Raw genomic sequence first — 24,192 nt, 5'->3', positions numbered from 1 at the left:
CGGGCCGGCCGCGGTGCTGGCGGTGCGGGGGCGCCCGGAGACGAGCCCGCGCAAGCGCAAGCGGATCCGCCCCGCGTGGGAGGTACTGCCCGAAGTGGCCCCGGAGTTGAGCGAGTGGGCGGTCTACTACGCGGCGGGCGCGCCCAAGCGCGCGGCCGCGGAGGCGGGCATCACCTCGGCGGCGACGATGCGGGACGCGGACGATCTGATCCGCAACACGGCACTGTTCCTGCGCATCGTGCAACGCGTCATCGCCCTGAGGCCCGTCCCCGCCCAGCCGCAGATGCCCAGAACGGGCTAGCCGGAGCCGCCCTCCCTCACGGCCGTGGGGAGGCCGCCCCGGCGAGGACGGGGGACGCGGCCTGCATGCGGCTCCGCCGTGGCGGCTCCGCCCCGGGAGCGCGGGACCACCGGCCTCGGGCCGGGTTCCCCGCGCTGGGGAGGTGCCTCCGGCGAAGCCAAGGGCGGCTCCGCCTCCGGGGCGCGGGAGTACTGGCTTCGGGCCGGGTTCCGCCGCGGTGGGGATGTCTCTGGCGAAGCCCGGGGCGTGGGGCCGCTTGGCGGGAACGGGGGCGGCTCCGCCCCGGGAGCGCGGGACCACCCGCCTCGGGCCGGGTTCCCCGCGCTGGGGAGGTGCCTCCGGCGAAGCCAAGGGCGGCTCCGCCTCCGGGGCGCGGGAGCACTGGCCTCGGGCCGGGTTCCGCCGCGGTGGGGATGTCTCCGGCGAAGCCTGGGGCGTGGGGCCGCTTGGCGGGAACAGGGGCGGCTCCGCCTCCGGGGCGCGGGAGCACTGGCCTCGGGCCGGGTTCCGCCGCGGTGGGGATGTCTCCGGCGAAGCCTGGGGCGTGGGGCCGCTTGGCGGGAACAGGGGCGGCTCCGCCTCCGGGGCGCGGGAGCACTGGCCTCGGGCCGGGTTCCGCCGCGGTGGGGATGTCTCCGGCGAAGCCTGGGGCGTGGGGCCGCTTGGCGGGAACAGGGGCGGCTCCGCCCCCGGGGCGCGGGATCACCGGCCTCCGGCCGGGCCCCCGCAGGGTGCCTTCGGCGGGGCCATCGCGCGGCCCGGCGGGGACATCCCCGGCCGGGGGGCGGATGGGGCGAGAACGTCCCGTGCTCCCAAGGGAGTTGCCTGGTTGAGGAAGGAGTCACACATGAGTACCGCCGACTCCTTCGTGCACCTGCACGTCGCGTCCGGGTACTCGCTGCGGTACGGCACGGCCACGCCGCAGGCGCTCGTGGAGCGGGCGGCGGAGTACGGGATGGACGGGCTCGCGCTCACCGACCGGGACGGCCTGTACGGGGCGGTCCGCTTCGCCGAGGCCTGCGCGGGGGCAGGCCTGCATCCGGTCCTGGGCGCGGACCTCGCCGTCGGCACGCCGCAGGCGAACGCGGACCGGGCGTCGGCCGACAGCGCCCGGCCCGCGCGGGTGACCGTGCTGGCCCAGCGGGGGCGAGGCGGCTGGGGCGCGCTCTGCCGCACCGTCAGCGCCGCGCACGGCGACTCCGTCGCCCTGCGCGGCAACCCTGCCGTCACTCCGCAGGTCATCGCGGAACAGGCCGGCAGCGAGGGCGAGTTGACGGTCCTGCTGGGGCCGGCGTCCGGGCCGGGCCGGGCTCTCGCCGCCGGGCGGGTGGACCTCGCGGAGGCGGCCCTACGGCGCTGGCGCGCCGAGGCCGGGGCGGCCGAGGTCGTCGTCGAGGTGGTGCACCAGCTCGCCCCGCCCGGTCATCCGGCGTCCGGGCCGGCCGCAGGCCGCCTGCTCCGCCTCGCCCGCGAGCTCGGCGTCACCGCCGTGCTCAGCAACGCCGTGCGCTACCTCGCCCCCGAGGACGGGCCGGTGGCGGACGTCCTGGACGCCTCCCGGCGCCTGGTCCCGCTGGAGCTGCGCCACCGCGACCGGGTCAACGCGGAGGAGTACCTGAAGACCGGTCAGCAGATGGCCGCTCTCGCCGAGGAGCTCTGTGGCGGCGACCGCGCCGAGGTCCGCCGCCTGCTCGCGGACACCCGCCGCCTCGCCGAGCGGCACTTCCTCGATCCCTACGACGACCTGGGGCTGGGCTCCATCCGGATGCCGGAACCGCGGGTCCTCGGCACGACCCGCGAGCGGGCCGCCGCCGAGCTGCGGGCCCGCTGCGAGGCGGGCATCGGCCGCCGCTACGGCGCGGAGACCAAGGAGGTGCGCGACCGGCTGGAGGAGGAGCTGGCGCTGATCCGGACCCTGGGCTACGAGTCCTACTTCCTCACCGTCGCCGAGGTCGTCCGGCTCACCCGGGAGGCCGGCATCCGGGTCGCCGCGCGCGGCTCCGGCGCGGGCAGCCTGGTCAACCACCTGCTGGACATCTCCGGTGTCGAGCCGATCCGGTACGGCCTGCTGATGGAGCGGTTCCTCTCCGCCCGCCGCACCTCCCTGCCGGACATCGACATCGACGTGGAGTCCGCCCGTCGCACCGAGGTCTACGACCTGATCCTGCAGCGCTTCGGCCCGGAGCGGACCATGTGCGTCTCGATGATGGAGACCTACCGGGTCCGCCACGCCGTCCGCGACGCCGGGGCCGCCCTCGGGCTGCCCCCGGCCGAGATCGACGCCGTGGCCAAGGCATTCCCGCACATCCGCGCCCGGGACGCCCGCGCCGCCCTGCGGGACCTTCCCGAGCTGCGCCGCGGCGGCCTGGACGAGGGCCTGTTCGCCGTCCTCTTCGACCTGGTCGAGAAGCTGGACGGGCTGCCCCGCCATGTCGCCCTGCACCCCAGCGGCGTGCTGCTGTCGGACCGTCAGCTGCGCGACCGCACCCCGGTGGAGACCAGCGCCCAGGGCTACCCGATGAGCCAGTTCGACAAGGACGACGTCGAGGCGATCGGCCTGCTCAAACTGGACGTGCTGGGCGTGCGGATGCAGTCCGCGATGGCGCACGCCCTGGAGCAGGTCGAGCTGACGGGCGGTCAGCCGGTGGACCTGGACGCGACGCCGCTGGACGACCCGGAGACCTTCGAGCTGATCCGGTCCACCAGGACCCTGGGCTGCTTCCAGATCGAGTCGCCCGGCCAGCGGGAGCTGATCGGCAAGTTCGCCCCGGAGACCTTCGAGGACCTGATCATCGACATCTCGCTGTTCCGGCCCGGCCCGGTCAAGAGCGACATGGTCACCCCGTTCCTCAACGCCCGCCACGGCTGGGCGCAGCCGCGGTTCCCGCACGAGAGCCTGCGGGAGATCCTGGCCGAGACGGAGGGGGTGGTGGTCTTCCACGAGCAGGTCATCAAGATCATCGTCCGGATGACCGGCTGCACCCCCGCCCGGGGCGACGAGGCCCGGCGGGCGCTCGGCAGCATCAAGGGCCAGCAGGCGGTGGGGGACTGGTTCTGCCTGGCGGCCGATCATCGCGGCTATCCGCGGCCGGTGGTGGAGCAGGTCTGGGAGGTCCTCAAGGCCTTCGCCTCCTTCGGGTTCTGCAAGGCGCACGCCGCCGCCTTCGCGCTGCCCACCTACCAGTCCGCCTGGTTGAAGACCCATCACCCCGCCGCCTTCTACGCCGGGGTGCTCACCCACGACCCCGGCATGTACCCGAAGCGGCTGATCCTCGACGACGCCCGCCAGTTCGGGGTGGCGGTCCGCCCGCCCTGCGTCAACGCCTCGGTGGCGCACTACACCGTCGAGGAGGGCGGCGCCGCGCTGCGGATCGGGCTGATGGACGTGAAGGGGATCAGCGACGCCGAGATCGAACGCATCGTGGCGGGCCGCGCGGAGGCGCCCTACCGCTCGCTGGCCGACTTCCGGCGGCGCGCGGAGCCGAGCCAGCCCACCCTGGAGCAGCTGATCCAGGCCGGCGCCCTGGACGCCCTGCATCCCGCCCTGACCCGCCGCGACCTGCTCTTCCACGCCACCACGGACCCGCGCCCCAGGTCCGGCCCGCGCCGCCCCGGCCCGGACCAGCTGGAACTGGCGGGCCCGGAGGAGGAGTTGGCCCCGGTCCTGCCGGAGCCGACGCCCAGCGAACGGATCCGCGGCGAGGTGGAGGCCCTCGGACTCGACCACAGCGTCCACCTGCTGACGCCCTATCAGGACTTCCTCGACGCCCTCGGCGTCACCCGGGCCAGGGACCTGCTGCGGGTGCGCAGCCGGAGGGAGATCCTGGTCGCCGGGGTCAAGGTCGCCACGCAGACCCCGCCGGTGCGGACGGGCGTTCGCGTCGTCTTCGCCACGCTGGACGACTCGACCGGCCCGGTGGACTTCGCCATGTTCGAGGACGCCCAGCAGGAGTACGCGGGGACGGTCTTCCACTCCTGGCTGCTGCTCGCCCGGGGCGTGCTGAGGCGGACGGGCCCACGCGGCGTCTCGATGACGGCGACGGGCGCGTGGGAGCTGGGCGCGCTGGACGCGCTGTGGCGGGCGGAAGGGATCGACGCGGTGCGGGCGAGGATCGCCCCTCGTCCCAAGGCGGTCGGCATCCCGCCCCGGCGGGTGCTGGTGCATCCGAGCGGCTTCCGCATGTCCCCTTACGCGGACCTGCAGCCGCCCGGCACGCCGGCGAACGCGGCCCCCCGCAAACTCTGGCACTCCAGCCCCGGGAGCCCGGGATGACCAGCTTGCGCGGCGGCAGTCAGTCGCACTCCCAGGAGCGCTGGGGGTCCCCCCGGCGAAGCCAGGGGGGCGGGGAACTGCGCGAGCACCCCACCACCCACGGAGGTCCGACCCGCACCTGGGGACGAACCTCCCCGGGTGGGGGGTTGCTCGCGCAGTTCCCCGCGCCCCTGAAGGGGCCCTCGTCTGCCATAAGGTGGGCGGGCAAGAGAACGCCGAAGCGAGGAGCTGGCTCGTGTATCCGACGCGTCCCCGGAGCGCCCTGCGGACCGCTGTCGTCTGGGACGTCCTGCAGGAGGCGCTCGCGCGCCGTTCCGCGGACGTGGGCCGGGACGTGCTGGACGTGCTGGACACGGGCGGCGGCACCGGCAACTTCGCCGTGCCCGTGGCCCGCCTCGGCCATCGGGTCACCGTCGTCGACCCCAGCCCGGACGCCCTGTTCGCCCTCGAGCGCCGCGCCGCGGAAGCCGGGGTCACCGAACTGGTCCGCGCCGTGCAGGGGGACACGCAGACCCTGCCCGACCTCGTCGAGCCCGGCAGCGTGGACGCCGTCCTCTGCCACGGCGTGCTCGAGGTCGTCGACGAACCGTCAGAAGCCCTGGGACAGCTCACCCGTACGCTTCGCAAGGACGGCGGGTTCGTCAGCCTGCTCGCGGCCAACCGCAACGGCGCCGTGCTGGCCCGGGCGCTCGGCGGCCACTTCGACGAGGCCCGCGAGGTGCTGCGCGGCGGAGCCGCAGGCACCGTCCCTGGCACGCCCCGCCGGTTCACCGTGGCGGAGCTGCGCGAGCTCGCGCAGNCAGCCCGCCGGGCTGGACGTCGCGGCCGTGCACGGCGTGCGGATCTTCGCGGACCTGGTGCCCGGCGTGCTGGTGGACACCGAGCCTGGCGCGCTGGAGTCGCTGCTCGCGCTGGAGGCCGACGCCGCCGCCGATCCGGCGTTCCACGCCGTGGCCACCCAGCTGCACCTGCTGGCCCGGCTGCACTGAACCGCCGCACGGGGGCGGTGAGTCCCCGTGCCGGTGATCCACGTCGACCTCGACGCCTTCTACGTCTCCGTCGAGCTGCGGCGCAGGCCCGACCTGCGCGAGAGCGGCGTGCCCGTGCTGGTCGCGGGGACCGGGCCGCGCGGCGTCGTCATGTCCGCGAGCTACGACGCCCGCGCCCTGGGCGTGCACGCCGGCCAGCCCACGGTCCGGGCCCGGCGGCTCTGCCCCGACGCCGTCGTGCTGCCGCCCGACTTCGACGCGTACGCCGCCGTCTCCGCCAACGTCATGGCCGTGCTGCACGGCTTCGTCCGCCGGGTCGAGCAGGTGGGCCTGGACGAGGCCTACCTCGACCTGGCCGGGGTGCCGCTGCGGCCCGCCGCGCTCGGCCGGCTGATCCGGCTGCGGGTGGCCGAGGAGCAGGGCCTCGCCTGCTCGGTCGGGATCGGGCCGAACAAGCTGGTGGCCAAGCTCGCCTCGGTGGCCGCGAAGCCGGACGGGCTGCGGGAGGTGACGGAGGATCAGGTGCGGGGCTTCCTGCGCCCGCAGCCCGCCGCCGCGCTGCTCGGCGTCGGCGGGAAGACCGCCGAGGCGCTGGCCCGCTTCGGCCTGCACACCGTCGCCGACCTGGCCGACACCCCGCGGGACACCCTGCGCCGGATCCTCGGGGCCGCCGCCGGGGACGGCCTGCACGCCCTCTCCCGCGGCCTGGACGAGCGTCCCGTCGTACCCCAGCGCACCGAGCGCAGCCTCGGCCACGAGCACACCTTCCCGGCCGACGTGGACGACCCGGAGACGGTCCGGCGCACCCTGCTCGACCTGTCCGCGGCCACCGCCGCCCGGCTGCGCGCGGCCGGGCTGGCGGGCCGGACGGTCACCCTCAAGCTGCGCTTCGCGGACCTGCGCACCATCACCCGTTCGCGCACCCTGCCCGAGGCGGTGGATCTCACCCCGGACCTCCACGCCGCGGCGGTCGGCCTCTACGAGGCGCTCGGGCTGCGCCGGGCCCGGATCCGGCTGCTCGGGGTCCGGGTCGAGGGCCTGGCTCCGGGCGGCCGTCCGCAGCAGTTGGAGCTGGGCGGCCGGGAGCACGGGTGGTCCGAGGTCGAACGGACCGTGGACGCCCTCGCGGCCAGGTTCGGATCGGCCGCGCCGCGGCCCGCGAGCCTGTTGCGCAGCTCACTCCGGAACGGCCCCGGAGGCGGAAACCACGCTCCGCCCCCGCTCGTTCACGAAGCGCGGTCCACGCCCGAAAACCCACGGTGAGCCGTATGATTCGAGCAGGCATGAAAAGCATGACGGCCAGGCGCTCGGGGCATACGCAACACAGCGGGATTAGGCAGTGATCAGGGCGGCGTGAGCGGCCCAGAGCAAGATCCACGAAGTGTGCGGTGGGGTGGGTTCCAGGAGGTGACTCCGGACCCGTCCTTGGCACCGTCCGATCCCCCGGGGAGCGGACGGCAGCGGTCGCCCGGGGCGACCAGAGGAGGAGGACGACGTGCCGCTCTCGGAGCACGAGCAGCGCCTGCTCGAGCAGATGGAACGAGCGCTGTACGCCGAGGACCCGAAGTTCGCGTCGGCGCTCGACGGTGCGGGGCTGCGGACCCGCTCCCGCCGCACGGTGATCCTGGCCGTTGCGGGTTTCGTGACAGGGGCCGCCCTCGTGGTGGGCGGCATGGTGCCCTCCAAGCCGATGGCCTGGCTGGCCGCACTCGGCGTGCTGCTGATGGCCGGCAGCGTGGTGCTGGCCGTGGTGGCCTGGCGGCAGATGCCGCGGCTCGGCGTGGTGGATCCGCGCACAGGTATGCCGGTGCGCCGCCGCCGCAGCGTCGTCGACCGCATGGAGCAGCGCTGGCAGCGTCGTCAGGACCAGCAGCGCGGCGGCGTCTGACGCGTCGTCAGCACAGACCGTCCCTCGTCAAAGCGGGCCCGGGAGTCACCTCCCGGGCCCGCTTTCGCATGCCTGCACGCCAGTTCGGGCGCACGATCGTGAAGGACAGCTGCGGCTCCGCTTAAGAATTCCTCGATGGACCGGGGCCGGGCCGAACCGGCAGATTTCGTACTGACCGTGTGATCCAGACCGCGCGCAAGGGAGCCCTCCGGTGAAAGCACTCGTCAAGCAGAAGGCCGAGCCGGGCCTCTGGCTGATGGACGTCCCCGAGCCGGAGTACGGGCCGGGCGACGTGCTGATCAAGGTGCTGCGCACCGGGATCTGCGGCACCGACCTGCACATCCGCAAGTGGGACGGCTGGGCGCAGTCGACCATCGAGACCCCGCTGGTGCTCGGCCACGAGTTCGTCGGCGAGGTCGCCGCGGTGGGCGCCGCGGTCAAGGACGTCGAGGTCGGCAACCTGGTCAGCGGCGAGGGCCACCTGGTCTGCGGAAAGTGCCGCAACTGCCTGGCCGGGCGGCGCCACCTGTGCCGCAACACCATCGGCCTGGGCGTGGGCCGGGACGGCGCCTTCGCCGAGTACGTGGTGCTTCCCGCCTCCAACGTCTGGGTGCACCGGGTGCCGGTGGACCTGGACGTGGCCGCGGTCTTCGACCCCTTCGGCAACGCCGTGCACACCGCGCTGTCCTTCCCGCTGGTCGGCGAGGACGTGCTGATCACCGGCGCCGGCCCGATCGGCATCATGGCCGCGGCGGTGGCCAAGCACGCCGGCGCGCGCAACGTGATGATCACCGACGTCTCGCCCTACCGCCTGGACCTGGCCCGGAAGGTGGGCGTGACGCTGGCGCTGGACGTCAGCTCGCACAGCATCGAGGAGGGCCAGCGGCAGCTCGGCCTGCGCGAGGGCTTCGACGTGGGGCTGGAGATGTCCGGCCGTCCCGAGGCGCTGCAGTCCATGATCGCCAACATGACCCACGGCGGGAAGATCGCCATGCTCGGCCTGCCCGCCGAGGAGTTCGCGATCGACTGGGCCAAGGTGGTCACCTCGATGATCACGCTCAAGGGCATCTACGGCCGCGAGATGTTCGAGACCTGGTACGCCATGTCCGTGCTGCTGGAGGGCGGCCTGGACCTGAGCCCGGTGATCACCGCCCGCTACCCGGCCGCCGAGTTCGACGCCGCCTTCGACGAGGCCGCGGGCGGCAACTGCGGCAAGGTCATCCTCGACTGGACCGTCTGACCCCACCTCAGGATTTCAGGGAGCCATCTGTGTTCGACAACGTCCGCGACGACATCGCCGCCACGCTGACCGAGATCCGCGAGGCCGGACTGTTCAAGCCCGAGCGCGTCATCGGCACCCCGCAGAGCGCGGAGGTCACCGTGACCGGCGGCGGCACCCCGGGGGAGGTGCTGAACTTCTGCGCCAACAACTACCTGGGCCTGGCCGACCACCCGAAGATCGTCGAGGCGGCCAAGACCGCGCTGGACCGCTGGGGCTACGGCATGGCGTCCGTCCGCTTCATCTGCGGCACCCAGGACGTGCACAAGGAGCTGGAGCGGCGGCTGTCGTCCTTCCTGGGGCAGGAGGACACGATCCTCTACTCGTCCTGCTTCGACGCCAACGGCGGCGTGTTCGAGACGCTGCTGGACGAGCGGGACGCGGTGATCTCCGACGCGCTCAACCACGCGAGCATCATCGACGGCATCCGGCTCAGCAAGGCCAAGCGGTTCCGCTACGCGAACCGGGACATGGCCGAGCTCGAGCAGTGCCTGAAGGACAGTCAGGACGCCCGGCGGCGGCTGATCGTGACCGACGGCGTCTTCTCCATGGACGGCTACATCGCGCCGCTGAAGGAGATCTGCGACCTGGCCGACCGGTACGGCGCGATGGTCATGGTCGACGACTCGCACGCGGTCGGCTTCGTCGGCCCGAGCGGACGCGGCACGCCCGAACTGCACGGCGTGATGGACCGGGTGGACATCATCACCGGCACGCTCGGCAAGGCGCTCGGCGGCGCGTCGGGCGGCTACGTCGCCGCGCGGGCCGAGATCGTCGCGCTGCTGCGGCAGCGGTCGCGGCCCTACCTGTTCTCCAACTCGCTGGCCCCGGTGATCGCCGCGGCCTCGCTGACGGTGCTGGACCTGCTGGAGCAGTCCGACGACCTGCGCGAGCGGCTGGCGGCGAACACGAAGCTGTTCCGCACGAAGATGACCGAGGCGGGCTTCGAGATCCTGCCGGGCGAGCACCCCATCGCCCCGGTCATGATCGGCGATGCGGCCGAGGCCGGCCGACTTGCCGAACTGCTGCTGGAGCGGGGGGTCTACGTCATCGGCTTCTCGTATCCCGTCGTGCCCCACGGCGCCGCCCGGATCCGGGTCCAGCTGAGCGCCGCGCACTCGACGGAGGACGTCGAGCGGGCGGTAGCCGCGTTCACGGACGCCAGGGCTGCGCTCAAGGGGTAGGCCCACCCCGCCTGAGGCGGCGCAGCCGCCCCTGCAGGTGCCCTGCCGAAGGCACAATGGTCGGGTGATCGATGCACGACGGCTCCGCACGCTCCGCGCGGTCGCCGATCACCGGACGGTGACCGCGGCGGCGGCCGCGCTGTATCTGACGCCCTCCGCGGTGTCCCAGCAGCTCGCCGCCCTGGAGCAGGAGACCGGGCACGAGCTGCTGGCCCGGGAGGGCCGGGGCGTGCGGCTGACCGCCGCCGGGGAGATCCTGCTCACGCACGCCGACCGGGTGCTGGCCCAACTCGAGCGCGCCGAGGCCGACTTGGCCGCCTACGCGGCCGGCGTCGCGGGCGAGGTGACGGTGGCCTCCTTCGCCACCGGTATCGCCCTCGTGCTCGCCCCCGCGATCACCGCGCTGGCGCGGACCGCACCCGGCATCCGGCTCAAGGTGCTGGACGCCGAGGGTGACGAGAGCCTGCCCATGCTGCTCGACGGCCGGGCGGACATCGCCGTCGCCGTCGAGTACCGGGGCGCGCCCCGGCCGGACGACCGGCGGCTGAACCGGATCCCGCTCTACGCCGAGCCCTTCGACGCGGTCCTGCCGCTGACGCACCCGCTGGCCCAGGGGGGCGGCCCGGTCGCGGTCGCGGACCTGGCGAAGGAGCCGTGGATCGGCCCGTACCCCGGCAACCCCTGCCTCGACGTGGTCCTGCTCGCCTGCGAGAACGCGGGCTTCCAGCCGCACCTGGTGCACTCCTCGGACGACTTCCGCGCCGTGGTCGCCCTCGCCTCCGCCGGGGCGGGGGTGGCGCTGGTGCCCCGTTCCGCGCTGCGCGGGGTGGACCCGGACGAGGTGGCCGTCCGCACCGTCGACTCGGCGCTGGCCACCCGGCGCGTCTTCGCCGCGACCCGGGCCGGAGCCGAGCAGCATCCGCTGCTGCGGCCGGTGCTGACCGCGCTCGCGGAGTCGGCCGCCCCGCTGGACGAGGCCGCAGTGGCCGGGGCCTGACGGCGGGTCAGACGGCGTCCGCGCGGCGGCGCAGCTCCTCCGCGAGGCGCCGGCTCTCGGCCGCCTCCTCCGGGCGGCCCGCACGGTCGAGGACCCCGGCCAGGTGGTCCAGCGTCGTCGCGTGGTTGCGGTGGTCGCCCAGTCCCTCGAAGACGGCGATGGACTCGCGCAGCCAGGCCGCCGAGTCGTCCAGCCGGCCCAGATCGCGCAGGGACTGGCCGTGGGCGCTCTTCAGCAGGCCCACGGCGTAGGGCAGGTCGGCGGCCTCCGCCGTGCTGATGGCCTCCTGCTGGGCGGCCATGGCGGCGTCGGCCATGCCCAGTTCGACGTAGACGTTGGCGAGGTTGTTGAGGGTGGCGGCCAGCCCGAAGGCGTAGTCGTCCTCGCGCCGCAGGGCGAGCGCCTTCAGGAACCAGTCCAGCGACTGCTGGTACTCCTCCTGGAAGTAGTGCACCAGGGCGACCGTCTCGGTGGTGGCGGCGCGCATGCGGACGGTGCCGATGTCCGCGTGGAGCTCCATCGCCGCGTGCCCGGCCCGGAGAGCCTCGACATAGCGCTCCTTCTCCATCAGCGCCCGGGCCATCCCGTTGAGCGCCTGGGCCTGGGTGAGCGTGTCGCCCTGGCGGGCGGCGTTGGCGACGCGGACCTCCTCGGCGGCGAGGTAGTCCTCCCAGTAGTCCTGGATGGCGAGGAAGTCGGTCAGCAGCAGGGCGAGGGTCTCCACCAGGAAGGGGCTGTCGAGCTGCTGTGCGTGCTCCAGGGCGGCGGCGAGGTTCTGACGCTCCTCGGTCAGCCAGGCCAGGGCTTCGTCGTGGCGCTCGAAGCGGTCCGTCGGGATGCCTGGTTCGGCCAGGTCCCGCCCCTCCCAGACCGGGACCTGCGACCGGTGCGGCGCGACGACGGCCACCGCCGCGTCCGTGCTGAGCGCGTACCAGGCGACCGTGCGGGCCAGGGCCGCCCGCCGCTCCGGTGCGGGGAGCAGCGCGGCCCGCTCGGCGGCGTAGGCGCGGATCAGGTCGTGCATGGTGTACCGGCCGGGGGCCGGCTGCTGCAGCATGTGCTCGTCCTGGAGCAGCTCCAGCAGCGCCTGCGCCGCGACCGTGCTGGTGCCGGCCAGCGTGGCGGCGGTGCGGGCGGTGATGTCGGTGCCGTGGAAGAGGCCGAGGGCCTGGAACAGGTGCTGGGCCTCGGCCGGAAGGCCGTCGTAGGACAGGTCGAAGATCGGCTTGAGGGTGCGCCGGCCGACGGCGATGGCGTCGAGACCGGCTTCGGTGAGGCGCTCCAGCAGGTGGCTGATCTTCCAGTTGGGGCGGGTCCGCAGCCGGGAGGCGAGCAGCGCGACGGCCAGCGGCAGATGGCCGCAGGTCTCCACGAGGCGGGCGGCGGCGCCGGGTTCGGCCTCGACGCGCTCCGCGCCCGCGATTCCGGCGAGCAGGGCGAGGGACTCCTCGGGGGTCATCGGCGCCAACTGGTGCAGCACGGCGCCGTCGAGGCCCGCCAGTGTGCGGCGGCTGGTGACCAGGACGAGGCAGCCCGGCTCGGCCGGGACCAGCGGCCGGACCTGCTCCTCGTCGGCGGCGTTGTCGAGCAGCAGCAGAGCCTGCCGGCCGGTCAGCCGGTCCCGGAACATCGCCGCCCGGCCGTCCAGGTCCTCGGGGATCTGCTGGGCGGGCACGTCCAGGTGGCGCAGGAAGGCGTCCAGCACCGCGGCCGGGTCGGCCGGCGGGTGCTCGGGATCGTGGCCGCGCAGGTTCACGTAGAGCTGGACGTCGGCGTACCGGCCCGCACGCACCATCAGATGGGCCGCGTGGACGGCCAGTTGGGTCTTGCCGACCCCGGCCATGCCCTCGATCGCCGAGATCACGACGGTCGGCGAGTCCGCGGCGCCCACGCCGTCCGCGTTGCCCGCCGGGTCGGCCGTGCCGAAGGTGGCCGCCAGCACCTGCGCGATCTCGCGCTCACGGCCCACGAAGGTGGGCAGGTCCGGCGGAAGCTGCCGCAGCGCTCCGGCCGAGCCGCCCGTCTTGGCCTCGCTGTGCACCCGGACGCAGGCCGCCAGCCAGCGGGTCGCGGTCGGCTCGTCCAGCCCCAGCGCCCGCAGCACCGCCGCCACCAGATCGACGTCCAGACGGCGGCGGCCGGGCTTGAACATGTCGGTGACCGTGGTGTGCGCGACCACCTGCGGCGGTCGCATCAGCGGGCCCACCGCCTTGGCCAGAGAGCGGTACGAGGGCGCGCCGGCCCACAGTCGCAGTTGTCCGAGGGCCGTGACGAAGTGGGGCAGATCCACGATCTGCTCCGGCTCCGGCAGGCCCGTGCTCCTGTCGTCCACCGTTCAGTCCCCTCGAAAACCCCATGGCCGCAAGCCCTTTCCGGCCTCGCAGGAGTGTACGGAATTGGACGGACTACGCGACTCCACCCACCACGGGCTGGAAGGCTTGACCGGGCAAGGCCGCTCCAACCGCTCATGGAGTCCCTTGCCCAGCACAGAGCCCGATCGGCCGTCACGGGGGGATGGCCGACCGGGCTCTGTGCCGTGCCGGTTCGTCAGCCGCGGCCGGACCGCCGCCAGTTGCGCCAGTTGAGCAGCCGAGTGGTCGAGGCCGGGAGCAGCACCGCGCGCCAGCGCGTGCCGCGGTCGACGGAGGAGGTCAGCCCCGCTCGGGCGAGGCGCAGGTCGGTGCGGGGGGACACGGGGCCCTGCACCTGCGGCGCGTACAGCACCTGCTCCGTCGCCAGCGCCAGCCGCCCCACCGCCGCCGACGCCTCCGGCGAGAGCGCGCCCACGGTGGCGAGCCGGGCGGCGGTGCGCCGCGGCGTCTCCGCGTCGTCGGGGGCGATGCCCAGGTCCCAGGCGGAGTCGATCAACTCCCGCCAGGCCGCCAGCACCTGCTGGTCCGTCAGTTCCGGCCGACGGCGCAGCCGTGCCTGCCGCAGCCGCAGCCGCCACAGCATCGGGAAGAGCAGCGCCAGTACCAGCAGCGCGGCCAGGACGCAGAGGGTGATCACCGTCGCGCTGGGCCAGCCGCTGCCACTGCCGGCCGCGGTACCGGCCGACTGGGGCTGCAGTCCGCAGTCGCCGATGCGGCGGCGCTCGGCCGAGCAGCCCGCGGCCGAGGAGGCGCTCGGACCGGGCCGGGCGGCCTGGGTGGGCGCGCTGCTGGCCTGCGGGCCGGTGGAGGACGTCACCTGCGGGACCGTGTAGCCGGGGGTGACGCCGCGGGTCGGCGTCGGCTCGAACCGCAGCCAGCCCAGGCCCGCGAAGTACAGCTCGGGCCAGGCGTGCGCGTCCTTCGTGGTGACCAGCCAGCTGCCGTCGCCCTGCTGGGTGCCGGGGGTGAAGCCGACGGCGACCCGGGCGGGGATCCCCAGCGAGCGGGCCATCGCCGCCATCGTGGAGGCGTAGTGGACGCAGAAGCCGGTCCGGCGCTGCAGGAACTCCGCCATGGCGCTCGCACCGGTGCCCGCCGGGACGGTCGTGCTGTAGCTGAAGCCGCCGGTCTTGGTGAACCAGTCCTGCAACGCCACGGCCTGGTCGTAGGGCGTCTGCGCGTTCTGGGTCACGGTCCGGGCCAGCCGGCCGACGACGGCGGGCAGGTCCTTCGGCAGCGACAGGTAGTTCTTGCGGATGTCGCCCGGGACGCCGCCCGCCTGCCGCAGCTCGTCCGCGCTCGGGTGCAGGGCCAGGCTGCCCACGGAGTAGTCGAGCCCGGCGGCGGTCTGGCCGTCGTCCTTGCCGATGACGGTCCGACCCTCCGGGACGTACTTCCACTTCGAGGTGTCCACGTCGACCGAGACCGCGGGGTACGGCATCGGCAGCCACTGCTGCTGGTAGCTGGGCTCGGTGGTGATCTGGGTGGTCACCGCGGTCTGCGGCACGGCCGGGCCGAGGTCCCCGACCGAGGGCAGCGCCTTGTGCAGGTCCGTGACCGAGTGCGTGCCCGCCGTCCAGGCCACCCCGTTGAAGACGTCCAGGTCGACGATGCGCAGGTACTGGTCACCGAGGTCGACGGCGGTGGTGCGGTAGGAGAGCACGGGCTGCTCCCGCGGCTGCTGCAGCGCGCGGGCCAGGGAGGCCATCGGGTCCACCGAGGTGATCACGCCGTTGCCGCCGCTGCCGGAGCCGCCGTGGCCGATGCCGGGGACCAGGCCGCCCTCCGCGCCCGGCAGGGCGACCGGCAGCACCAGGCCGGCCACCACCGCCACCGCGGCGATCCGGTACCCGGCCGAGTTGACCGGGCTGCCGGGGGTGCCCGCCATGCTGGCCGCGGTGCCCGTGAACACCTTGCCCCAGCGCGAGAGCCGGTCCTGACCCTCCGTCAGCAGCAGTGCCAGATAGCCGAAGCCGGCCAGCAGGAACCAGAGCCACAGCGGTCCGTGCGGGTGCATCCCGGTGCCCACCGCGTACAGGCCGAGCAGCGGCAGCCCGGCCAGCGCCACCCGCTGGTAGGTGGCCGCCAGCGCGTCCACCAGCAGGCCGATCGCGACCACGGCGGTGACCAGCAGCAACCTCAGCCCAGGGGTGTCCGGGGCCGGGGTGGCGTAGCGGGTGGTGTCGCTCGCGCCCTGGCCGAACAGCTCTGCGAGCTGCCGCAGCGCGGCGGGGGAGGGGACCACCGCGGCCCAGGCCGCGCCCGCGGCGAAGGCGAGCGTCACCAGCAGGACGGCGACCAGCAGTTGCACCAGCACGGTGACCGGGCGGGGCAGCGAGAGCCGCCGCGCCAGAAGCCCGACGCCCGCCAGCAGGAAGACGAAGAAGGCCGCCTCGACCAGCCAGCTGCTCGGACTGACCAGGGGGAACAGGCACAGCGAGGTGAGTACGGTGGCCGCCGCCCCGCACCAGGCGATCCGGGTGCGTCCGCTCATGGGGTGCTCCTGTGACGGGACGTCATCTGCTGGCGGCGGTTGCGCCCGAGGGAGCGCCAGAGGTCCGGAATCGCGTCCCCGGAGCGGGCGCCGAGCACCCGCCAGCCGGCCTCGCCCAGCAGCCGGTGGTGGCGCTGCTCGACCTCGGGGTCCTCGGCGCCGCGGACCATGGACCAGCTGGGCGTGGACAGCAGGATCGCGACGGCCGTGCCCGCGCGGCGGCGCAGCCGGCCCAACTCGGCCAGCTGCTCGTCCTCCAGCGCACCGAGCACCGCGACGACCAGGCCCTCGCCGCCCAGCCGCAGCACCTCCTCGGCCCGGGACAGGCCCAGGCCGTCGGACTGCTGGACCAGCGCCAGACTGTCCAGCAGCAGCCCGGCGGCCTCGCCCGACAGGCCGTTGCCGGAGTCCGGCCCGGACACCGCCTCGCCCGTGTCGTACAGCAGCCGCACCGCGAAGCCGCGTTCGAGCAGGTGCACCGCGACCGAGGCGGCGGCGCTGACCGCCCACTCGAACGAGGACGCAGGCCCGGAACCCTGGTGCCCGCGGGCACGGGTGTCCAGCAGCACGGTGGCGTGGCTGCGCAGCGGCTGCTCCTCCCGACGCACCATCAGTTCGCCGTACTTGGCGGTGGAACGCCAGTGCACCCGGCGCAGGTCGTCGCCGTGCCGGTACTCGCGCGGCACCACGTCGTCCTCGCCGGCCAGGGCGACGGCGCGGGAGTGGCTGTCGCCGAAACCCGCCCACTCGCCGGACAGGTTGAGCTCGGGCAGCTGCTGCACCTGCGGGATCACCGTCAGCACATCGGCGGCGGTGAAGGCACGGGTCAGCTCGCACAGCCCGAACGGGTCGCCAAGGCGCAGCTGCAGCGGGCCGAGCGGGAAGCGGCCGCGCAGGTCGGAGCGGACCCGGTAGGACACCTCGCGGTGGCCGCGCGGCTCTACCCGGTCCAGCACGAACCGCGGCCGCGGGCCCAGCACGTAGGGGACCCGGTCCTCCAGCATCAGCACGCCGGTGGGCACCCGGGAGACGTTGTCCACCCGCAGCTGCACCCGGGCCTCGGTCCCGGCCGGCGTCCGACCGGGCGTCAGCCGGCGTCCGCTGGCGACCCGGTAGCGGGTGCGCACCAGCAGCAGCACGGCGCCCAGCGGCAGCACCGCGAGCAGCACGCCGACCTGCAGCAGCGCCGGCTGTCCCAGCACGTAGGCGCAGACGATCGCGGTCAGGCCGGCCGCGAGGAACGAGCGGCCCCGGGTGGTCAGCCCGTGCATGGCGATCCGGAAGCCGGTGCCTGCCTGGTCTCCGCCCTCGCGGGGTGCGGCCTTGGCGGCCATGCCGGTCAGCGCCCCTGGCCGGGCTGCGGCAGCGGCAGCGCCCGGACGAGGTCGCGCACCACGTCCTCGGTCGAGCGGCGGCCCAACTGCGCCTCGGCGGTGGGCAGCAGACGGTGCGCCAGCACCGGCACGGCGAGCGCCTGCAGGTCGTCGGGGATCACGTAGGTGCGGCCGTCGAGCGCGGCGGCGGCGCGGGCGGCGCGCAGCAGGTGCAGGGTGGCCCGCGGGGAGGCGCCGAGCCGCAGCTCCGGCGAGGTGCGGGTGGCCGCGACGACGGCGACGGCGTAGCGCTTGAGCTCGTCCGCGACGTGGACCCGGCGGACCACCTCGATCAGCTTGAGCACGTCGTCGGCGTGCGCCACCGCCCGCAGGTCGTCCAGCGGGTCGGCGCCGCCGTGCACGTCCAGCATCTGCAGCTCGGCCTCGGGGCCCGGGTAGCCGATGGAGATGCGGGCCATGAACCGGTCCCGCTGCGCCTCCGGGAGGGGGTAGGTCCCCTCCATCTCGATCGGGTTCTGGGTGGCCACCACCATGAACGGCGCGGGCAGCGGGTAGCTGGTGCCGTCCACGGTGACCTGGCGTTCCTCCATGGACTCCAGCAGCGCCGACTGGGTCTTCGGCGAGGCGCGGTTGATCTCGTCGCCGACGACGATCTGCGCGAAGATCGCGCCGGGCTTGAACTCGAAGTCGCGCCGGTTCTGGTCGAAGACGCTGGTGCCGGTGATGTCCGTGGGCAGCAGGTCGGGGGTGAACTGGATCCGGCGCACCGAGCAGTCCACCGACCGGGCGAGCGCCTTGGCCAGCATGGTCTTGCCGACACCGGGCACGTCCTCGATCAGCAGGTGGCCCTCGGCGAGCAGCACCGTGAGCGCGAGCTCCACCGCCTCCGGCTTGCCCTCGATCACGCTCTGCACCGAGGCCCGGATCCGCTCGACCACGGACCCGAGCTCGGCGAGCCCACCGGCCGCGTGCTGGTCGAGACTGGTGCGCTCGTTGAAGGTCGTCACTCGGCAGCTCCTCGGCCCACCCGATATACAGGGCCTCCGCCTTGTCCCCGGCTCGGGCCCACCCGACTGCATTGTTGCGTGACGTATGCCGATTCGTCACTCGCGCGGGGGAGACCGGGCGTGTTCGTGGCGAGCCGGGTGATCTTGCCCGAACCGGGGCAGGCGGGTCAGCGGGCCCGGAGCGTTGCCGCGGTCCGGTGCCGGGGGCGCGTACCGCAGGGCGCACTCCGGCGCGCCGCGCTGCGCGCTGGTGTCCGAACTGCCGTGCTGACCTGGACTTTCCCGGGGGCGTGCAGGCACGCGGACGTGTCGTCCATTCGTTGACCAGCGACGCGCGTGGAGTAGAGTGACGCGAACTTCCCCGACCTGACGGCACGAAACCTGCGCACGCGCCCCCCGGCCTCCTCCCGCTCCGCCCGCCCGGCCGCTGACTCCACTTCCCCGGTGTCAGACGCCGCTTCCCCCGGGCGAGCGGGTGGGGACCAGGTGGTACGTGCCCATGCTGCGAACCACGAGAGGCACCCCGAGCGATGAGCACCGCCGCGGACAATGCCAAGCACGTCCCGGTGATGCTGGACCGCTGTCTGGACCTGCTCGCCCCCGCGATCTCCGCGCCGGGGGCGGTCGTGGTGGACGCCACGCTGGGCCTGGGCGGCCACAGCGAGGCCATGCTGCGGCGCTTCCCCGAGGTCCGGCTGGTCGCGGTGGACCGCGACCCCGAGGCACTGCGGCTGGCCGGCGAGCGGCTGGCCCCCTTCGGCGACCGGGCCGCGCTCGTGCACGCCGTCTACGACGAGATCCCCGAGGTGGTCGGGCGGCTGGGGATCGACCGGATCGACGGCGTCCTCTTCGACCTCGGCGTCTCCTCCATGCAACTCGACGAGGCGGAGCGGGGGTTCGCGTACGCACAGGACGCGCCGCTGGACATGCGCATGGACCAGTCGACCGGGATGAGCGCGGCCGAGGTGCTCAACACCTACTCGCACGGGGACCTGGCCCGGATCCTCAAGGTCTACGGGGAGGAGCGGTTCGCCGGGAAGATCGCCTCGGTGATCGTCCGGGAGCGGGAGAAGGAACCGTTCACGACGAGCGCGCGTCTGGTGGAGTTGGTGCGCAACGCCATCCCCGCGGCGACGCGGCGCACCGGAGGCAACCCCGCGAAGCGCACCTTCCAGGCCCTGCGGATCGAGGTCAACCGCGAACTGGCGGTGCTGGAGCGGGCGATCCCCGGCGCGATGGACGCCCTGGGGCTCGGCGGGCGGATCGTGGTGATGTCCTACCAGTCGCTTGAGGACCGCATCGTCAAGGGCTTCTTCGCGGAGGCGACGCGCTCGACGGCCCCGCCCGGGCTCCCGGTGGTGCCGGAGGAGCACCAGCCCCGCTTCCGGCTGCTCACCCGCGGCGCGGAGCAGGCGAGCGAGGAGGAACTCGCCCGCAACCGTCGTGCCGCGCCCGCGCGGCTGCGTGCGGCGGAGAGAATCAGGGAGCGTCTGACCTGACGTGACCTGACCTGGAAGTCCGAGGGCTTGGAGGAGGGGGAGCACGGTGGCGAGTGCGAGACCGGCCGGCCGCGGGCCGTTCGCCCTGCTGATCGTGGTGCTGCTGGCCGGGGGCCTGATCGCGCTGCTGATGCTGAACACGGCGCTGAACCAGGGCAGCTTCGAACTGACGAAGCTTCAGAAGCGGACGACGACGCTGACGGACGAGCAGCAGGGGTTGCAGCAGCAGATCGACCGGTGGTCCGCGCCCGACGCGCTGGAGCAGCGCGCCCGGCAGCTGGGCATGGTGCCGGGCAACGGCCCGGCGTTCCTGCAGCCCAACGGCATCATCCAGGGCACGACCAGCCCTCTGACCGGCCCGCCGGTCCCCACCTCGTCGCCGAGCGCGGCTCCGTCGTCTTCGCCTTCGCCTTCGGCGTCCTCCGCTTCGGTTTCTGCGTCGGCTTCCGCGTCGCCGTCGTCGAGTTCGAACCCCTCCGCCGCGTCGTCGGCTACCGCCAGCCCCGGCGACGGACTGATCGGCGTCAGGTGATCGTCATGCACAGCCTCTCCGGGAGGTCCCCCCGATGACCGGCCGCAACCCCGACGACCCCTGGTCCGCCGAACAGTGGCCGCCGCCTCGCCCCACTCGGGGCGGGGACGCTGACGGTGTGTCGGCTTCGTCGTCCCGTGCGTCGCGCGGGGACGGGTCGCGGGCTGGGCGTGATGGTTCGGCGGGGGTGCCGTCCCGGCCGGGGCGCTCCGCGCCCGGCGGTGGGGACGGGCGTTCGGGGCGTGGCTCCGCCGCAGGCCAGGGGCGGCGCCCCGCGCCGGGTGGCGGAGGTGTTGACCCTGCGTCGGCTCCGTCGTCCCGCGCTTCGCGCAGGGACGTGGACGGTGTGTCGGCTGTGCCGTCCCGCGCTTCGCGCGGGGACGGGTCGCGGGCTGGGCGTGATGGTTCGGCGGGGGTGCCGTCCCGGCCGGGGCTTGGTGGGGGGAGGGTGGCGCGGCCGCCTGCGCCGAGGGGGAGTGGGGCTGACGGCGGGTCAGGGCCGGCAGGCCCCCTGCGGATGGGGAAGCCGAGGCGGCGCCTGCGGCTGATGACCGTCGCGTTGGGGACGGTGTTCACGCTGTTCGTGGGGCGTCTCGTCCAGCTCCAGTTCCTGGACGCCTCCGCCCTCGCGGACGAGGCCGCCGTCAACCGGTACGTGACGATCGCGCTGCCCGCACAGCGCGGCACCATCACCGACGCCGCCGGGAACCCGCTCGCCACCACCGTGGACGCCTACGACGTCACCGCCGACCCGTATCTCTTCACGCCGGGCCAGTCCCACATCGAGGACGCCCCGGCCAAGGCCGCCCAGCTCCTCGCGCCGATCCTGGGCGTGGACGCGGCGACCCTGCAGCGCAAGCTCACCTACACCGGCAAGGGCGACCGCTACCAGCTCCTCGCCAAGCAGCAGTCGCCGCAGACGTGGAATCAGATCAAGGCCCTGCAGAGCCAGTTCGCGGCCAAGGCCTGGGGCACCTCCTGCGCCGGGGAGGTCGCGCTCGCGACCAAGCAGGGCGACAGCGGCCGGGTCAGCGAGGCCTGCGCGAACCCGCTCAACGGCGTCTTCCGGTCCGAGCACAGCAAGCGGGTCTACCCCGACGGCGGCCTCGCCGCCTCCGTCCTCGGGTTCGTCAACGCCGAGGGCGACGGGGCCGGCGGCCTGGAGCAGCAGTACGACGAACTGCTGCGCGGCACCGACGGGAAGCTCACCTACGCGCAGTCAGGGGGGCGCGAGGTCCCCACCGCCGGAGGCCAGCGGCAGACCGACCCCGTGCCCGGGTCCTCCCTCCGGCTCACCCTGAACCGGGACATCCAGTGGGAGGCCCAGCAGGTCCTCGCCGACGAGGTCAAGGCCGCGGGGGCGCTGCGCGGCTACGTCATCGTGCAGGACGTGCACACCGGGCGGATCCTCGCCATGGCCACCGCGCCGGGCTTCGACCCGAACGACCTGGCCCACGCAAACCCGGCCACGCTGCCCAACACCGCCCTCACCGACGTCTACGAGCCGGGCTCCGTCAGCAAGTTGATGACGATGGCGGCGGTGCTCGAGCAGAACGTCGCGACGCCGCTCACCCACGTCACCGTCCCGGGCACGCTGCCGCGCGCCGCGACCGTCTTCCACGACGACGTCGCCCACGGCACCGAGCACCTGACCCTCAACGGCGTGCTGGCGCAGTCGTCCAACATCGGCACGATCCTCGCGGCCGAGCACCTGGGCAGCACCCAGGCCGAGGCGAACAAGGTGCTCTACGGCTACCTCACCAAGTTCGGCATCGGTCAGCCCACCGGGCTCGGCTTCCCGGGCGAGACGCCGGGCCTGCTGCCGCCGCCGCAGAAGTGGGACTCGGCGCAGCAGTACACCATCCCCTTCGGACAGGGCCTGTCGGTCAACGCGCTGCAGACCACCTCCGTGTACTCGACGATCGCCAACGGCGGGGTCCGGGTCGCGCCCACCCTGGTCGAGGGGACGACCGGGCCGGACGGCCGGTACACCCCGTCGCCCGCGCCCGCCCAGACACGGGTGGTGAGCCTGCGGACCGCGCAGACCCTGGCCCAGATGCTGCAGTCCGTCGTGGCGTCCCAGGAGGGTACCGGCACCAAGGCGCAGATCCCCGGCTACCTGGTGGCGGGCAAGACCGGCACGGCCAACCGGTACGACGAAGGCACCAAGGGCTACCACAGCTACACGTCCTCCTTCATCGGCTTCGCGCCCGCCGACAGGCCTGCCGTCACCGTCTCCTGCGTGCTGCAGAAGCCGGTGAACGGCCACTTCGGCGGGCAGCTGTGCGGGCCCGTCTTCAAGCAGGTGATGGAGTTCGCGCTGAAGACCCTCGGGGTCGCCCCCACCGGGGCGGCGCCGGCGAACCTGCCGGTCAACTGGTGACGGTGCGTCAACAGCGCGGCCACGGAAAGGCACAACGAAAGGGCATGAACATGCAGCCCACACCCTCACTTGGCCCTGACGACTCCGGTACGGGTAATCTCGCCGCCGTGCCCTCAAGTGATCAGCCCTCGCTCCGCCCCGCGACCACCCGCGCACTCGCGCTGGCCGAGGTCGCGGCCCTGCTGGGCCTGAGCACGCAGGCACCCGAGGTGCGGATCACCGGCATCACGCACGACTCCCGCGCCATCCGTCCGGGTGACCTCTACGCGGCGCTGCCGGGAGCCAACGTGCACGGCGCGGACTTCGCCGCGCAGGCGGCGGGCCACGGCGCCGTCGCGGTGCTGACCGACGAGGCCGGCGCCGGCCGCGCCGCCGACTCCGGGCTGCCGCTGCTCGTCGTGCCCGACCCGCGCGGGCGGATGGGCGAGGTCGCCGCCGCCGTCTACGGCCGCCCCGCCGAGCAGTTGCTCACCATCGGCATCACCGGGACCAGCGGCAAGACCACCACGACCTACCTGGTCGAGGGCGCGCTGCGCGGCACCGGCCACACGCCCGGGCTGGTCGGCACCGTCGAGATGCGGGTCGGCGAGCAGCGGATCAAGTCGGAGCGGACCACCCCCGAGGCCACCGACCTGCACGCGGTGTTCGCGATGATGCGCGAGCACGGCGCGGACTCGGTGGCGATGGAGGTCTCCAGCCACGCCCTGGTCTTCGGCCGGGTCGACGGCGTCGTCTACGACGTGGCGGTCTTCACCAACCTCTCGCCCGAACACCTGGACTTCCACCCGGACATGGAGGACTACTTCCGGGCCAAGGCCGGGCTGTTCACCCCGCGCCGGTCCCGCCTCGGCGTGGTCAACATCGACGACCGCTACGGCCGCCGCCTCGCCGAGGAGGCCCAGGTGCCGGTGGTCACCTACTCCGCCGAGGGCGACCCCGCCGCCGACTGGCGCGCCGAGAACGTCCACCTCGGGCACGCCGGATCAACCTTCCGGATCACCGGACCTGACGGCCAGGAAGTTGACGCCGCGTCACCCCTGCCCGGTCCCTTCAACGTCGCCAACGCCCTCGCCGCCGTCGTGGCCGCGGCCTGCGCGGGGCTGCCGCTGGAGAAGGCGGCCGCCGGCGTGGCCGCCGTGCCCGGCGTCCCCGGCCGGATGGAGCAGGTCGACGCCGGACAGCCCTACCTGGCCGTGGTCGACTACGCGCACAAGCCGGACGCCCTGGAGGGCGCGCTCAAGGCGCTGCGCGAGGTCACCAAGGGCCGGGTGCACGTGGTGGTCGGCTGCGGCGGCGACCGGGACCCGTTCAAGCGCGGCCCGATGGGCGCGCTGGCCGTCCGGCTCGCCGACACGGCCGTGCTCACCAGCGACAACCCGCGCAGCGAGGACCCCCTCGCGATCCTCGCCGCGATGCTCAAGGGCGCCGTCGAGGTGCCCGAGGCCGAGCGCGGGGAGGTGCTGCTGGAACCCGACCGCTCCCGTGCCATCGCGGCCGCCGTGGCCCGCGCCCACCCGGGCGACTCGATCCTGGTGGCCGGCAAGGGCCACGAGGTCGGCCAGTACGTGAAGGGCGAGGTCCGCCCCTTCGACGACCGCGTCGTGCTCCGCCAGGCCATCGAGCGCCTCGACCCCGCCCGACACTCCAACGAGGAGTAGAG

The 24,192-nt window shown here is 74.0% G+C and carries 14 protein-coding genes and 2 pseudogenes; 12 read left to right on the top strand and 4 right to left on the bottom strand.

Annotation, left to right across the window (positions count from 1 at the left end; all coding sequences use genetic code 11):
• The 8 genes and pseudogenes from ACFP3V_RS14280 to ACFP3V_RS14245 all read left to right on the top strand — a co-directional run.
• Positions 1 to 301 (top strand): annotated as a pseudogene (locus ACFP3V_RS14280) (SAV_6107 family HEPN domain-containing protein); the annotation flags it as partial.
• Positions 302 to 1,148: 847 nt separating this feature from the next.
• Positions 1,149 to 4,574 carry a DNA polymerase III subunit alpha gene (locus ACFP3V_RS14275; protein ID WP_380583369.1) on the top strand — a complete coding sequence of 1,142 codons (3,426 nt, stop codon included), beginning with the start codon at positions 1,149 to 1,151 and terminating at the stop codon, positions 4,572 to 4,574.
• A gap of 235 nt (positions 4,575 to 4,809) precedes the next feature.
• Positions 4,810 to 5,563 (top strand): annotated as a pseudogene (locus ACFP3V_RS14270) (methyltransferase domain-containing protein).
• Between the two features lie 27 nt (positions 5,564 to 5,590).
• Positions 5,591 to 6,826 carry a DNA polymerase IV gene (gene dinB, locus ACFP3V_RS14265; protein ID WP_380583368.1) on the top strand — a complete coding sequence of 412 codons (1,236 nt, stop codon included), beginning with the start codon at positions 5,591 to 5,593 and terminating at the stop codon, positions 6,824 to 6,826.
• A 232-nt stretch (positions 6,827 to 7,058) separates the two neighbouring features.
• Complete coding sequence (locus ACFP3V_RS14260) at positions 7,059 to 7,451, top strand: DUF3040 domain-containing protein (protein WP_380583367.1); 393 nt, start codon at positions 7,059 to 7,061, stop codon at positions 7,449 to 7,451.
• 211 nt (positions 7,452 to 7,662) lie between these two features.
• Positions 7,663 to 8,691, top strand: a complete 1,029-nt coding sequence (gene tdh, locus ACFP3V_RS14255; protein ID WP_380583366.1) for an L-threonine 3-dehydrogenase — start codon at positions 7,663 to 7,665, stop codon at positions 8,689 to 8,691.
• A 29-nt stretch (positions 8,692 to 8,720) separates the two neighbouring features.
• The gene (locus tag ACFP3V_RS14250; RefSeq protein ID WP_380583365.1) at positions 8,721 to 9,914 is read left to right on the top strand and encodes a glycine C-acetyltransferase; all 1,194 of its coding nucleotides are present in this window, start codon (positions 8,721 to 8,723) and stop codon (positions 9,912 to 9,914) included.
• A gap of 64 nt (positions 9,915 to 9,978) precedes the next feature.
• Entirely contained in the window at positions 9,979 to 10,911 is a 933-nt protein-coding gene (locus tag ACFP3V_RS14245) for a LysR family transcriptional regulator (protein WP_380583364.1), read from the top strand.
• A gap of 7 nt (positions 10,912 to 10,918) precedes the next feature.
• Here ACFP3V_RS14245 and ACFP3V_RS14240 read toward each other — a convergent pair whose 3' ends face one another.
• From ACFP3V_RS14240 to ACFP3V_RS14225, 4 genes are all read right to left on the bottom strand, one after another.
• On the bottom strand, positions 10,919 to 13,243 hold the full coding sequence (locus ACFP3V_RS14240) for an ATP-binding protein (RefSeq protein WP_380583363.1): 2,325 nt from the start codon (positions 13,241 to 13,243) through the stop codon (positions 10,919 to 10,921).
• A gap of 215 nt (positions 13,244 to 13,458) precedes the next feature.
• The gene (locus ACFP3V_RS14235) at positions 13,459 to 15,777 is read right to left on the bottom strand and encodes a transglutaminase TgpA family protein (RefSeq protein WP_380583362.1); all 2,319 of its coding nucleotides are present in this window, start codon (positions 15,775 to 15,777) and stop codon (positions 13,459 to 13,461) included.
• Entirely contained in the window at positions 15,774 to 17,111 is a 1,338-nt protein-coding gene (locus tag ACFP3V_RS14230; RefSeq protein ID WP_380583361.1) for a DUF58 domain-containing protein, read from the bottom strand. Before ACFP3V_RS14230 ends, ACFP3V_RS14235 begins: the two co-directional genes overlap by 4 nt.
• A 5-nt stretch (positions 17,112 to 17,116) precedes the next feature.
• Positions 17,117 to 18,118, bottom strand: a complete 1,002-nt coding sequence (locus ACFP3V_RS14225) for an AAA family ATPase (protein ID WP_380583360.1) — start codon at positions 18,116 to 18,118, stop codon at positions 17,117 to 17,119.
• A 530-nt stretch (positions 18,119 to 18,648) separates the two neighbouring features.
• On the opposite strand from ACFP3V_RS14225, the gene rsmH reads away from it, so the two are divergent.
• From rsmH to ACFP3V_RS14205, 4 genes are all read left to right on the top strand, one after another.
• Positions 18,649 to 19,617, top strand: coding sequence for a 16S rRNA (cytosine(1402)-N(4))-methyltransferase RsmH (rsmH, locus tag ACFP3V_RS14220; protein WP_380583359.1), 969 nt, complete (start codon positions 18,649 to 18,651; stop codon positions 19,615 to 19,617).
• A 46-nt stretch (positions 19,618 to 19,663) separates the two neighbouring features.
• On the top strand, positions 19,664 to 20,149 hold the full coding sequence (gene ftsL / locus ACFP3V_RS14215; protein ID WP_465270098.1) for a cell division protein FtsL: 486 nt from the start codon (positions 19,664 to 19,666) through the stop codon (positions 20,147 to 20,149).
• A 547-nt stretch (positions 20,150 to 20,696) separates the two neighbouring features.
• Positions 20,697 to 22,532 carry a peptidoglycan D,D-transpeptidase FtsI family protein gene (locus ACFP3V_RS14210; RefSeq protein WP_380583357.1) on the top strand — a complete coding sequence of 612 codons (1,836 nt, stop codon included), beginning with the start codon at positions 20,697 to 20,699 and terminating at the stop codon, positions 22,530 to 22,532.
• On the top strand, positions 22,526 to 24,190 hold the full coding sequence (locus tag ACFP3V_RS14205) for a UDP-N-acetylmuramoyl-L-alanyl-D-glutamate--2,6-diaminopimelate ligase (RefSeq protein ID WP_380583379.1): 1,665 nt from the start codon (positions 22,526 to 22,528) through the stop codon (positions 24,188 to 24,190). The genes ACFP3V_RS14210 and ACFP3V_RS14205 overlap by 7 nt, the downstream gene beginning before the upstream one ends.
• Positions 24,191 to 24,192 lie beyond the last annotated feature (2 nt).

The organism is Streptacidiphilus monticola, assembly GCF_042658505.1.
Lineage (GTDB): Bacteria > Actinomycetota > Actinomycetes > Streptomycetales > Streptomycetaceae > Streptacidiphilus > Streptacidiphilus monticola.
Note: the sequence above shows the minus strand (reverse complement) of the source record. Positions and strands in the feature narration are given on the sequence as shown.